The 12,297-nt window shown below is 38.0% G+C and carries 12 protein-coding genes; 8 read left to right on the forward strand and 4 right to left on the reverse strand.

From position 1 onward, the window contains the following. Nucleotides 1-71 precede the first annotated feature (71 nt). Complete coding sequence (locus Q0940_RS01630) at nucleotides 72-1,286, forward strand: cysteine desulfurase (protein WP_299263099.1); 1,215 nt, start codon at nucleotides 72-74, stop codon at nucleotides 1,284-1,286. A 27-nt stretch (nucleotides 1,287-1,313) separates the two neighbouring features. Further along, entirely contained in the window at nucleotides 1,314-1,754 is a 441-nt protein-coding gene (locus Q0940_RS01635) for a SufE family protein (RefSeq protein ID WP_299263101.1), read from the forward strand. Between the two features lie 27 nt (nucleotides 1,755-1,781). Here Q0940_RS01635 and Q0940_RS01640 read toward each other — a convergent pair whose 3' ends face one another. Then, on the reverse strand, nucleotides 1,782-2,858 hold the full coding sequence (locus Q0940_RS01640; protein WP_299263103.1) for a DUF3549 family protein: 1,077 nt from the start codon (nucleotides 2,856-2,858) through the stop codon (nucleotides 1,782-1,784). A 136-nt stretch (nucleotides 2,859-2,994) separates the two neighbouring features. On the opposite strand from Q0940_RS01640, the gene Q0940_RS01645 reads away from it, so the two are divergent. From Q0940_RS01645 to Q0940_RS01655, 3 genes are read left to right on the forward strand one after another with little or no spacing between them, the layout of a single operon-like run. After that, nucleotides 2,995-3,336, forward strand: coding sequence for a YqcC family protein (locus Q0940_RS01645; RefSeq protein ID WP_299263105.1), 342 nt, complete (start codon nucleotides 2,995-2,997; stop codon nucleotides 3,334-3,336). Further along, nucleotides 3,333-4,070 carry a tRNA pseudouridine(65) synthase TruC gene (gene truC / locus Q0940_RS01650; RefSeq protein WP_299263107.1) on the forward strand — a complete coding sequence of 246 codons (738 nt, stop codon included), beginning with the start codon at nucleotides 3,333-3,335 and terminating at the stop codon, nucleotides 4,068-4,070. The genes Q0940_RS01645 and truC overlap by 4 nt, the downstream gene beginning before the upstream one ends. A gap of 21 nt (nucleotides 4,071-4,091) precedes the next feature. Then, a complete protein-coding gene (locus Q0940_RS01655; protein ID WP_299263109.1) occupies nucleotides 4,092-4,532 on the forward strand; it encodes a flavodoxin domain-containing protein in 441 nt (146 codons plus the stop codon). A 146-nt stretch (nucleotides 4,533-4,678) separates the two neighbouring features. Here the strand turns inward: Q0940_RS01655 and topA are convergent, their stop codons facing one another. Continuing rightward, nucleotides 4,679-7,366, reverse strand: a complete 2,688-nt coding sequence (gene topA, locus Q0940_RS01660) for a type I DNA topoisomerase (protein WP_299263111.1) — start codon at nucleotides 7,364-7,366, stop codon at nucleotides 4,679-4,681. A 344-nt stretch (nucleotides 7,367-7,710) separates the two neighbouring features. Here topA and astB point away from each other — a divergent pair, with 344 nt between their 5' ends. Then, nucleotides 7,711-9,057 carry an N-succinylarginine dihydrolase gene (gene astB / locus Q0940_RS01665; protein WP_299263113.1) on the forward strand — a complete coding sequence of 449 codons (1,347 nt, stop codon included), beginning with the start codon at nucleotides 7,711-7,713 and terminating at the stop codon, nucleotides 9,055-9,057. Between the two features lie 263 nt (nucleotides 9,058-9,320). Beyond that, nucleotides 9,321-10,667, forward strand: coding sequence for a dicarboxylate/amino acid:cation symporter (locus Q0940_RS01670; RefSeq protein ID WP_299263115.1), 1,347 nt, complete (start codon nucleotides 9,321-9,323; stop codon nucleotides 10,665-10,667). Between the two features lie 112 nt (nucleotides 10,668-10,779). Here the strand turns inward: Q0940_RS01670 and Q0940_RS01675 are convergent, their stop codons facing one another. Beyond that, entirely contained in the window at nucleotides 10,780-11,142 is a 363-nt protein-coding gene (locus Q0940_RS01675; RefSeq protein ID WP_299263117.1) for a DUF3192 domain-containing protein, read from the reverse strand. Between the two features lie 223 nt (nucleotides 11,143-11,365). Between Q0940_RS01675 and Q0940_RS01680 the strand changes: the two genes are divergently transcribed. Continuing rightward, nucleotides 11,366-11,641, forward strand: a complete 276-nt coding sequence (locus Q0940_RS01680; RefSeq protein ID WP_299263119.1) for a hypothetical protein — start codon at nucleotides 11,366-11,368, stop codon at nucleotides 11,639-11,641. A gap of 40 nt (nucleotides 11,642-11,681) precedes the next feature. Here Q0940_RS01680 and syd read toward each other — a convergent pair whose 3' ends face one another. Next, the gene (syd, locus tag Q0940_RS01685) at nucleotides 11,682-12,233 is read right to left on the reverse strand and encodes a SecY-interacting protein (RefSeq protein ID WP_299263121.1); all 552 of its coding nucleotides are present in this window, start codon (nucleotides 12,231-12,233) and stop codon (nucleotides 11,682-11,684) included. Nucleotides 12,234-12,297 lie beyond the last annotated feature (64 nt).

The following is a 12,297-nucleotide window of genomic DNA, read 5'->3' on the forward strand; positions in this document are numbered from 1 at the left end:
TAATTGAAAATGTTAACCTTAAAACAAAGTGATATACTTGCCGCAACTTTTGACCTAGTCCACTCATATTTATGCCAATTCGCAGCCAATTTAAAATATTCTCAGACTCCAATCTAAATTCACCAACCCCTTTTGTTTATTTAGACAGTGCAGCAACAACACACAAACCGCAGTCGGTTGTGGACGTTATCTGTGAGTTTTATCAAACACAAAATGCGAATGTTCATCGTGGTTCATATACTACCGCAAATTTAGTTACCGCACGTTACGAGCAAGCTCGAATTAATATTGCAGGTTTTATTGGTGCTAACGATCACACCGACATAGTTTGGACTAAAGGCACTACGGAAAGTATAAATTTAGTCGCCTACGCTTGGGGCGAAAACAACTTATCATCTGGCGATACGATTGTTGTACTAGGTAGTGAGCACCACGCTAACTTTGTTCCTTGGCAACAATTAGCATTACGCAAAAATGCGCATTTTGAAGTAGTTAATGTCCTGCCAAATGGCGATGTTGATTTAACACATTACCAAGCATTAATGGCCAATAAGCCTAAACTGGTTGCTCTACAGCATTGTTCAAATGCACTTGGTAATATTCACCCAATTAAATCGTTAACCGAACTCGCCAAGCAAGTTGGTGCAACCGTTTTAGTCGATGGTGCCCAAGCGGTGGCTCATTTAACGGTTAACGTAAATAACATAGGTTGTGACTTTTACGCCTTTTCTGGCCATAAAATGTATGGGCCTACTGGCGTTGGCGTTTTATATATCGCCCCAGATATTAAAAGTGAAATGTCGCCATTTCATTTTGGCGGTGAAATGATCCAAAACGTGACACGTGAAAAAACTACTTTCCGCCCTATTCCTGCAATGCTAGAAACAGGTACACCAAATATCTCTGGCATATTAGGATTAAATGCAGCCTTGGAGTTTATCCAAAGTGCCCCTGCTATCGAAGCACTTAACAACAATGCACAAACTTATAATTATTTAATTGAACAATTATCTCAGATAAATAATGTACAGATCATAGGCAACAGTAACAATAACATTGGTGTTGCTTCTTTTGTCGTCGAAGGTGAGTCTGTCTCTGACATTGGCACCTTGTTAAACGAACAGAATATTGCAGTAAGATGTGGACACCACTGTGCTATGCCGCTTATGCAGGCACTAAATATAAATGGAACTGTACGTGTTTCTTTAGGTATTTATAATGATAAATCAGATATAGATTTGTTTATTTCGGCCTTAAAAAAATCGTTAAGCATCTTAAGTTGTTAACCACATCTATTAAAATGAAGAGTTCAAATGCCAACAGAACAACAAACTATTATCCAATTATCGAACCAATTTACCTTAACTGATATAGAGGTCGTAAAGATATTTACGCCTTTAAAAAGCTGGGAAGATAAATTTAGACAATTAATGTTATTGGGGAAAAAATTACCTCAACTTCCGATTGAATATCAGCTTGAGCAATATTTAGTATCGGGTTGTGAAAGTAAAGTGTGGTTATTACATGAATGGAGCAACGACAAGCTTTGTTTGATTGCATCGTCCGACGCTAAGATAGTTAAAGGCTTAATATCTGTAGTTTTAGCAGCATTTAACGGAAAAACTAAAGCGCAAATACAAGCGTTTGATTTAGAGGGTTACCTTGCACAATTAAATTTACTAAATCAACTCAGTCCATCAAGAGCTAATGGACTAAGAGCTATTATTGATAAAATATATAACTACTGTGAATAACTTCAGCTAAAAGTTACTCAAGTTCGTTTAATTTACAGCTGGCTGCTTACCAAACACAGTGCTAATTGCTACCGAAATAGTTTCTGGTCTACTTGGGTCTCGTAACAAACCTAACATATGTTCACGGACTGACGGTATCGCTACTAAATCTATAAACAAACCGCTAAATAATAACTTATTAGTATTAGTTGCCGCCTTTTCGAAGAAAAGATGTAAAAACTCTTTATCTTCAAAATATTGCCAAAAACGACCAACTATTACAATAAACAAGGTTTCTTCATTGCTGCCTGCGCTGGCTAATAATTTCTTTAATTGCGCTAACACAAGCCTTTCTGCAGGGCTACCAACAAGACAACGTAATAAATTTAACACTTGCTCGCTATCATTTTCTGCCAACGCCTGATCTTGAAGTTCAGTTAACTTATTGGTTAATTTTAAACTGATTTTTTCATGCTCTAATGTCGCACCAATGGCACACAAGGTCTGAACTGATAAGTCAGATAAATGATTAATTAAATCTCTTTCATTATTAGCTTGGTCAATTCTGGCACTAAAATCCGCAATACCTTGCACTGTAAGCTCTTGCCATTTATCAGCATCAATTTGTCCGGCAAAATAAGCCTGAACATGTTCATAATGCATAGATGCAGGCTGTTTAAGTGCTACTTTAACTTTGGCATTAAAGGCCGCTTGACGATTTTGATCCGGCGTAAAGCTATAAGGATGATTATCTAATGTCGACTGTTGCTCACTTGAGTCCAACATTTTACTGCCGAGCTCTTTGATCACTAAAGATATGTAATGATCTCGCTGTTGTAAATTCAACAAACCAATTTCATCTAAATCAAACTGTAAAAACCAAATAAACGGATTAGCTTTAGCTTCTGGGCCTTTTGTTTCTTGGTCCCAAAACACCATAGCAAAACGTGCTTTTTTTTGTATTGGGTAAGGATATGGTTTTTGACCGTTTTCTATTGCAGTAAAATCAGCTTTCGATACCGGCTGAATTATCCGTCCCATATCATAAACTCGCCACTGAGCATTGGCACTTTGCATTAACGCAGATAACGTTGGGACAGGATTATTAGCAGAACTAGCAGACATTAACGAACCTTCAGCAATCAATTAGAATTTAAATACAGGTGCATTGTATATTTTGTTGGTTATTACGTATATGGATTATTAATCCGATGTTATTATTACGGCCTATTAATTACCTGACGGCTGGCAAATTTTCATCATGCTTATTCATCAACAGTGCTCAAAATTATTAGTTCAACTAGAGCAAGACTTAAAACAACTCCAGCTTTGGAGTGAACAAGCACCATCAAATGATCAATTAAATAGTGTACAACCGTTTGCCGTTGACACCTTAGCCTTTGAACAATGGTTACAATTTATTTTTATCCCTAAAATGACAATGTTAGTTAATAGTCAATCTCAACTCCCTACATCTATGGCTATTCACCCTATGGCTGAAGAATCATTTAAACAGCAAAACGAATCATTTAACGCCTTGTTAACAACAATTAAACAAACTGATCAACTTATCGCTAACCAAAACTCAATAAGAGCTAAATGAGAAAAGTTGTTTTTGACCAAGCCCCAGAACTGACTATCTTGTACCAAGATGAATACTTAGTTGCCATTGATAAACCTTCCGGTTTGTTAGTGCACCGCAGCGAAATTGATAAACGTGAAACCTTATTTGCCTTGCAACTTACCCGGGATTTAATTGGCCAACACGTTTACCCAGTACACAGATTAGATAGACCGACTTCTGGCGTTTTATTATTTGCCTTATCGTCTGAGGTTGCCCGAAAAATGTCAGAATTGTTTATTGCAGGTTTAGTACAGAAAACCTATTTGGCTGTGGTTCGTGGCATAACACCTAAGCAATTACATATTGATTATGCGTTAAAAGAAATACTGGATAAAAAATCCGACAAAAATGCCAATAAAGACAAAGAGCCTCAAAGCGCGCAAACTAGCCTTGTACGTTTAGCAGATATTGAACTGCCATTTCCCTCAGGCCGTTATGAACAAACCCGATATTCATTAGTAGAGCTTAAGCCACATACTGGACGCAAACATCAATTAAGGCGTCACATGGCGCATATACGCCACCCTATTATTGGTGATACTAATCATGGTGATGGAAAACAGAATAAGGCAGCCAGAGAGCACTTACAGTTTGATAGATTGGCACTGATGGCTAAAGAGCTGTCTTTTCCCCATCCAATCACCAATAAAAATATGGTTATTAGCGCGCAAGTTGATGATACATTAAAACCCTTACTCGATTTATTTAATTAAACGAATACAGAGGTTATCAAAGTGGCAAACATTACAATTTTATGTGGCAGTGTATTTGGTTCTGCACAAAACCTTGCTGAACAAGTTAAAACAACACTAACCGCCCAATCCCATACCGTCACGCTTAACATTCCATGCTCAACTGCAGATATGCAAAATGCAGACGCCGTGCTTGTAATAACCTCAACCACAGGACAAGGCGACTTACCCAACAATATAGAAACGTTTTATTTTGATGCAAAAAGTACAATGCCATTATTCTCTGGCAAACCGTTTGGCATAATTGCTTTGGGTGATTCTAGTTATCCGACATATTGTGGTGCAGGGAATAAAATGCAGGAATTATTCTTTGAGTTACAAGGCCAAGAAGCCTTGCCTATGATTAAAATCGACGCGATTGAAACTTTAGAGCCTGAAACGCTTGCCTTACCTTGGTTGGAGGAATGGGTGGAACAGCTGTAAGGTTTTAGGCTTTAAGGCTTTAAGGTTAGAAGGTTAGAAGGTTAGAAGGTTAGAAGGTACAGAGATTTAAGTGACGAGTGAACAAAATAACAAAAAGGCTTCCCGCGGGAAGCCTTTAATTTTAATTGAAACAGAGCTAGTTAGTCTTACTTCTTAGCTGCTGTTTTAGCCTTTGGTTTTGCTTTTGGCTTGGCCTTGGCTTTAGCTTTCGGTTTTTTACGTTTGTCTTCTGCGACCCACTCACCATCTGTAAACCAAGCACTCCAACCTGACGCTTTACCATCATCATTTTCCGTCATGACATATTGCTGTTTCGTCTTACGACTATATCTAACAATTGTTTTCTTGCCATCAGGATCTTGAGCTGGCGCATCTGCTAAATAATAAAATTTAGGGCTAATGCGGTCACGATAAAGGGCTAGTTCTTCAACTAACGGGGCTCTTGTTTCTCTAGATTTAGGGAATGTCGATGCGGCTAAGAATAAACCTGCAGCACCATCACGTAATACAAAATAACCTTCCGACTTAAGACAAGGTAACTCTTTTATATGAACCGGATCTTCTTTTGGTGGAGCAGCTTCGCCGCTTCGTAATAACTTACGAGTGTTTTTACACTCTTCGTTAGTACAACCAAAGTACTTACCAAAACGGCCAGATTTAAGCTGCATATCAGAACCACATTTATCGCATTCGATTAATGGTCCGTCGTAGCCCTTAATTTTAAACTCACCTTTTTCAACTACGTGGCCCAAACAAGTTGGATTATTACCACAAATATGAATTTTTCTGGTTTCATCAATTAAATAGCTATCCATTGCAGTTTCACAAATTGGACAACGTTTCATTTGACGCAATGCTTCGGTTTCTAACTCTTCATCCGACACATTTTCAGCTTCATCACCGTGAGTTAAGTTCATTGTATTAGTACAACGTTCTTTTGGTGGTAATGCATAACCAGAACAGCCAAGGAAAACACCAGTACTTGCAGTACGGATATTCATATGACGGCCACACTTACTACACTCGATATCTGTTTCAACAGGTTCATTGAGGCGCATTCCGCCATCTTCTGTTTCAGCATTGGCAAGCGCTAAGTTTTCTTGGAATTCTGCATAGAAGGTATCAAGTAGTTTTTTCCACTCTAAATCGCCTTCAGCTACTTCATCCAAACGGCCTTCCATTTTAGCGGTAAAGTCGTAGTTAAGTAGTTCTGTAAAGTTTTCAACCAAACGGTCTGTAACTATCTCACCCATTTTTTCAGCGTAAAAACGACGATTATCTAATCGAACATAACCACGGTCTTGAATAGTAGAAATGATAGATGCGTATGTCGATGGACGACCAATGCCACGTTTTTCTAATTCTTTAACCAAGCTTGCTTCTGAGAAACGCGCTATTGGTTTAGTAAAGTGCTGTTTAGGTAAAATATCAGTAACGTCTAATTCATCACCAACGCTTACGTTTGGTAATTCAATATTATCGTCATTGGCTTTTTTAACAGCCGTTTGTACTCGTGTCCAACCGTCAAATTTTAATACTCGACCTTTGGCTTTTAATTCAAAGTCACCCGCGGTAACCGTTACGTTAGTAACGTCATATTCTGCAGGTACCATTTGACAAGCAACAAACTGATTCCAAATCAATTCATATAAGCGTTCAGCATCACGTTCCATTCCAACTAATTGTGAGGCTTTCATACCAACACTAGACGGACGTATCGCTTCATGAGCCTCTTGCGCGCCTTCTTTACTGCCATACTTAAGAGGAGCTGGCGGTAAATAGTTTTCACCAAATTCACTTTGGATAAGCATACGGCAAGCACCAACGGCTTCACTGCTCAGATTTGTTGAATCGGTACGCATATAAGTTATGTGACCCGCTTCATACAAACGTTGCGCCATCATCATGGTTTTCTTAACACCAAAACCTAGACGTGTACTTGCAGCTTGTTGCAACGTTGATGTAATAAACGGTGCAGACGGTCTACTTTTAGACGGTTTGTCTTCTCGGTTTGAAACCTTGAACGACTTACCTTCTATATCCGCTAATACCGCATCCATTTGTGCTTTATTAGTTGGCTTAAAGGTTTGCCCTTTTTGTTTATTAACTTCTAATAAGATTTGTTCTTTTTTAGCCGTTAACGTATCAACATTAAGACGCCAAAATTCCTCTGGTACAAACGCTTTGATCTCTCTTTCACGTTCTACCACTAGACGCACTGCAACAGACTGAACTCGTCCAGCAGATAATCCACGCGCTACTTTTTTCCATAATAGCGGTGAAACCATAAAGCCAACAACACGGTCTAAGAAACGACGCGCTTGTTGTGCATTTACTTGGGCAACATCTAGTTCACCAGGTTTATCAAATGCTTGTTTGATGGCACTTTTGGTTATTTCGTTAAAAACAACACGTTTAAATTTGTCTTCGTTACCGCCAATGATTTCCCGCAGGTGCCATGCAATAGCTTCCCCTTCGCGGTCCAAATCCGTTGCGAGATAGATATGGTCTGCCGTAGCAGCCAATTTCTTTAACTCGGCAACGACTTTTTCTTTGCCGGGTAAAATTTGATACTGCGCAGCCCAACCATTTTCAGGATCAATTCCCATACGGGTAACTAGCGCTTTTTTATCTTTCTTTGCCTTTAGCTTTGCTTTTTCTTCTACCGACAACCCTTTTGTTGACACACGTTCAGCTGGTTTTTTATTACCACCTGAAGTTGGGAGATCACGAATATGACCAACACTTGATTTAACGACAAAATCTTTGCCTAAATACTTGTTGATGGTCTTTGCTTTTGCTGGTGACTCGACTATGACCAGAGACTTTCCCATAATTCCTCAATCGCTCATTGGGTAAATTGCGTACTTATACTAAGTAATAAGATATATATGCGATTCTATGCGACTTCAAGTCAAAACCGCTATCTATTTCTTCATTAAAGTGAGATTTTTTGCGTTAACTGCGTATAATATAAACACTTTTAAGTTAATCATCCTTAGTGGCACAAGGCTTTGCACAAGATTGACCACTAAAAAAAATAAATGAATTTAATTTAAAATCTTTTTTTATTTAATTAAATTCCTCAAAACTTAGTCTAATTAAAAATAAACACGAATATTTTTTCTGAATAAAAATGTAAATCGTGCCCAGATGTATTTATGGAGAAGCAATAATAATGAAACACGTTGAAGCTAATTTTGATGGTTTAGTTGGACCAACTCACAACTATGCTGGATTATCTGTCGGCAATGTTGCATCGTTAAGCAACGCAAAAGACACATCAAACCCTAAATCTGCAGCCAAACAAGGTTTGCAGAAAATGAAAGCCTTGCATGATATGGGCTTAATTCAAGGTGTACTCGCTCCCCATGAAAGACCAGATTTAGATGCACTTCGCCGTTTAGGTTTTAGTGGCAACGATGCATCCGTTTTAGAACAAGCCGCCAAACAAGCTCCTCAAGTATTAAGAGCGGTTTACTCAGCTTCTAGTATGTGGACAGCGAATGCGGCAACCGTATCGCCAAGTGCCGATACAGCAGATAAAAAAGTACATTTTACTCCAGCAAACTTAACCAATAAATTTCATCGTTCGTTAGAGCCTGAAACTAGCGGTCGTATTTTAAAAGCCATGTTTAACAATGAACAACATTTTGCTCACCACCAGCATTTACCAGATAACGATCATTTTGGTGATGAAGGCGCAGCAAACCACACTCGTTTATGTGGTGAATATGATCAAGCTGGCGTTGAATTATTTGTTTATGGTAAGCATGCTTTTGACTCATCAAAACCGGCACCAACCAAGTACCCAGCCCGTCACACTTTTGAAGCGAGTCAAGCTGTAGCCCGTTTACATCAATTAAATGAATCTGGTGTTGTGTATATGCAACAGAACCCAGACGTGATTGACCAAGGTGTGTTTCATAACGACGTGATTTCAGTGGGTAATCAAAACGTGCTGTTTTACCACGAACAAGCCTTTTTAAATACAGCGGAAAAGTTTAAAGAAATACAGTCCAAGTTTGCTAAAACCTCAGATAAAGAATTTCACTTTATAAAAGTAAGTACGGAACAAGTCAGTGTTGATGAAGCGGTAAAAACCTATTTATTCAATACTCAGCTAGTGGATACAGGTAATGGAGAAATGACCATTATCGCGCCAATGGAATGTAAAGAAAATGAGTCAGTAGCTCGTTACTTAGCCGATCTGCTTAAACAGAACACGCCAATTAAACATGTTAAATACTTTGACGTAAAACAAAGTATGCGCAATGGCGGCGGCCCTGCTTGTTTAAGATTACGTGTTGCATTAAATGAACAGGAATTAGCTGCAACAAATCAAAATGTACTCATGTCTGACGTTTTATTTGCCACGTTAAATACTTGGGTAGATAAACATTACCGTGATGAACTTGGCGAATCTGATTTACGAGATCCTTTATTAGTTGTAGAAACCCGTGCGGCGTTAGATGAACTAACTCAAATTCTAAAACTTGGCTCGGTTTATCAATTCCAACGTTAGTAAGCCAGATACTTAGTTTGCTTCAATATAAAAAACGACCACACGGTCGTTTTTTTATGCTCACCTTTTTACGACCTTATTTTACGTTCTTTTTTTAGCCCCTTATTTCTATCCTCTTCTTTTATAGCGCAGTTTTTATACCGCCAGAAGACGAATAAACAAACAGGTGAACAATTTTCACACGGTCGTTATACAGAAAGCTCTACATTTTTAGCTGACTTGTTTATACTCGGAACGAATTTATAAAATAAGAATAATTAAAAATGACAAAACAAGCATCAAAGCAGAAGTTTGGGCTGACGGCTCGTATCTTAATTGGCATGTTCGCAGGAATTTTTACCGGCGTAGTTTTACAAACATTATTTGGCACATCTGGTGATTTTTTAATTCCGTTAGGTGTTACCACCCTTTCTATTAATGATTTTTTTGTAAATGGTTTATTCCACGTTGGTGGCAGTATATTTATTGCCAGTTTAAAAATGATCGTTGTCCCACTGGTTTTTGTTTCCTTAGTAGTAGGAACCTGTAGTTTAAACGACACCAGTAAACTAGCACGTTTAGGTGGCAAATCTATTGGTCTGTATTTAATGACCACCGCTATCGCAATTACCCTTGCGATACTATTTGCATTGTTAATTGGCCCAGGCGAAGGTTTAAACCTATCGACTGACCAAACTTATGCTGCAAAAGAAGCGCCTGGATTTGCTCAAGTACTTATTAATATGTTCCCTACCAACCCAATAAACTCAATGGCTGAAGGTAACATGTTACAAGTTATCGTATTTGCATTACTGTTTGGTGTTTCTATGGCATTGGCGGGTAAAGCTGGTGAACGTTTAACTTCATTATTTAATGACTTAAATACGGTGATCATGCGCTTAGTGGTTATCTTAATGAATGTCGCGCCTTATGGTGTGTTCTTCTTACTCGCTAAGTTGTTTACCACATTGGAATTTGAAACCATTGGCAGTTTAATTAAGTACTTCCTTTTGGTTGTTTTTGTTTTGTTGTTACATGCCTTTGTGGTTTACGGCACGTTATTAAAAGTATTTACTGGTCTAAACCCTGTTATGTTCTTCAGAAAAATGCGTGATGCCGCGTTATTTGCCTTTAGTACATCAAGTTCAGGTGCAACCTTGCCAGTCACTATGGAAACCGCAACCAAAAAACTTGGTGTTAAAAACTCAATTGCCTCATTTACCTTACCTATGGGCGCAACCTTAAATATGGATGGCACCGCTATCATGCAAGGTGTTGCAACTGTGTTTATTGCTCAAGTATTTGCAGTAGATTTAGTATTTGGTGATTACTTAATGGTGGTATTAACCGCAACATTAGCCTCTATCGGCACTGCTGCTGTTCCTGGTGTTGGTTTAATTATGTTGGCAATGGTATTACAGCAAGTTGGCTTACCGGTAGAAGGTATCGCGCTTATTATTGGTGTGGACAGATTGTTAGATATGACTCGTACTGCCGTTAATGTAACTGGTGATTGTATGGTGAGTTGTGTGGTTGCTACATCGGAAAAAGAATTTGATTACGAGGTATTTGCCGATAAAGACGCAGGTAAAAACATTGAAAATGTTGATTTTGAACACCTTAAGAATTAACAAAAACTTGTTTTCTTTGTAACAAAAATATAAATAAAAAAACCGAGCTAGTTTAAACTAACTCGTTTTTTTTATGTTTATTGTATTAACTAAAGCAGCTAGCTAAAAGCCATTAAAGCTTTTGGTATGCTTTCTGTCCCCAAGACTGTAATGTCCCGTCTACAAAAATTAGCGGCGTACATTCATCTTTGGTGGTTTCACCGTCTGAGTGTTTGTGGCGAGTACGATAAAACAAAACCTGGTATTGTTGGTTATTCTCACTAAATGCTTCGTTAATATTTGGCGTACCCATTTTTGTTTTTACATCTGTTAAACTAGCCCCAACTTCTAGAGCCGTTATATTGGTTTTATTTAACTCCTGTGCTTCTTTCCATTGAGTGTTTGAGTCGTCGTCGTTGCCTACGACTACTACACAACCGGTTAATGAAAGCGTAAGTGGTAAAGCGATAAGTAATGTTTTAAATGTTTGATTCATAGTTGTCTCGACTTTATTATTTAATAATTGGTATTTGCTCTTATTTAGCAAAATCGAAACCACAATGTAAGCTCTTGTTATTTAAAGGTTTTAACATAATCAAGCCACGGATGACATTATTCAAATTGTTAAATAAACAATTAATTAGTGAAATTAACCACTATCTTTATCTTTACATTAGCGACAACAATATTAACTAGCCTAAATAGAAAATTATAAAAATATGAATACTGCAGAAATAATAAGAATTTGCCAAACGTTAAGCCAGCAAGGCAAAGAGCCATCCATTGCATTAATTAAAAGCCGAGCTGAAAAAGGCACACCGATGCCTGTATTTATTGCGGGATTGCAACAATGGCGTTCAAATCCAAACGCCACGGTTGTGGTAGAAAAAGACGCTAAAAAAGCAAATACCAAACAAACACTTGAGCAGCGAGTACAAACACTAGAACAAGAAGTCGCTGAGCTAAAAGCCTCGCTTTTAAAGCTTAAAGACTAGCGCTTTAAATTTATACCAACAAGCCCTGTAACTGAATAGATTACAATGGTGAAAGTACTGGCGTACATTGCTGAATAAACTCAGCTAAATTGTCGGTCACTTTTTGATGTGGTTCTTTCCCTACATATTCCAACCAAACTTCACCACTGTCATTCACCACGACAAGGTTAAGATCGTCTTCATCCGTTAATGCAAAAAACAAAGTTGGCGGCTGTTTCAGCTTTGCTTTCATCATCAAATGACCAATAAGATTTTGTTGCAGTCGATCAAAATCATCTTGTGACCAAGGTTGTAAAAACTGTAACGGGCCATCTTTATGTTGTGCATTTATATTATCCACATAGTACATGCCAAACAAAGCAGCGTATTGTGCATCTACCTCTATCCCCATAGCTTCACCTACATTATCAAAGCTAGTATTTTTCTTCTGCCTCACCGGCTTCCAACAAGTTTTACCATTTTCAGTAAACTCACACTCAGATGGCCATTGTGGATCGGACTCAATTTCTGGATACCCATTTTGCTCAGCCAGAACTTGCCATTTACCAATAAAATCTTCCCAAGCTTGATTTAATAACTCAATTTTAGACATATCCACTTCCACTTAAATTTATATTCTTTACAATACAGCTATTCAAACTTGATATTGTTTACCT

The organism is uncultured Psychrosphaera sp., assembly GCF_947500655.1.
In the GTDB taxonomy this organism is placed as follows: domain Bacteria; phylum Pseudomonadota; class Gammaproteobacteria; order Enterobacterales; family Alteromonadaceae; genus Psychrosphaera.

What these genes read in the sequence shown, in the direction of transcription:
- Q0940_RS01630 (WP_299263099.1), top strand. Translation starts at nt 72, where the DNA reads ATGCCAATTCGCAGCCAATTTAAAATATTCTCAGACTCCAATCTAAAT.
- Q0940_RS01635 (WP_299263101.1), top strand. Translation starts at nt 1,314, where the DNA reads ATGCCAACAGAACAACAAACTATTATCCAATTATCGAACCAATTTACC.
- Q0940_RS01640 (WP_299263103.1), bottom strand. Translation starts at nt 2,858, where the DNA reads ATGTCTGCTAGTTCTGCTAATAATCCTGTCCCAACGTTATCTGCGTTA.
- Q0940_RS01645 (WP_299263105.1), top strand. Translation starts at nt 2,995, where the DNA reads ATGCTTATTCATCAACAGTGCTCAAAATTATTAGTTCAACTAGAGCAA.
- truC (WP_299263107.1), top strand. Translation starts at nt 3,333, where the DNA reads ATGAGAAAAGTTGTTTTTGACCAAGCCCCAGAACTGACTATCTTGTAC.
- topA (WP_299263111.1), bottom strand. Translation starts at nt 7,366, where the DNA reads ATGGGAAAGTCTCTGGTCATAGTCGAGTCACCAGCAAAAGCAAAGACC.
- astB (WP_299263113.1), top strand. Translation starts at nt 7,711, where the DNA reads ATGAAACACGTTGAAGCTAATTTTGATGGTTTAGTTGGACCAACTCAC.
- Q0940_RS01670 (WP_299263115.1), top strand. Translation starts at nt 9,321, where the DNA reads ATGACAAAACAAGCATCAAAGCAGAAGTTTGGGCTGACGGCTCGTATC.
- Q0940_RS01675 (WP_299263117.1), bottom strand. Translation starts at nt 11,142, where the DNA reads ATGAATCAAACATTTAAAACATTACTTATCGCTTTACCACTTACGCTT.
- Q0940_RS01680 (WP_299263119.1), top strand. Translation starts at nt 11,366, where the DNA reads ATGAATACTGCAGAAATAATAAGAATTTGCCAAACGTTAAGCCAGCAA.
- syd (WP_299263121.1), bottom strand. Translation starts at nt 12,233, where the DNA reads ATGTCTAAAATTGAGTTATTAAATCAAGCTTGGGAAGATTTTATTGGT.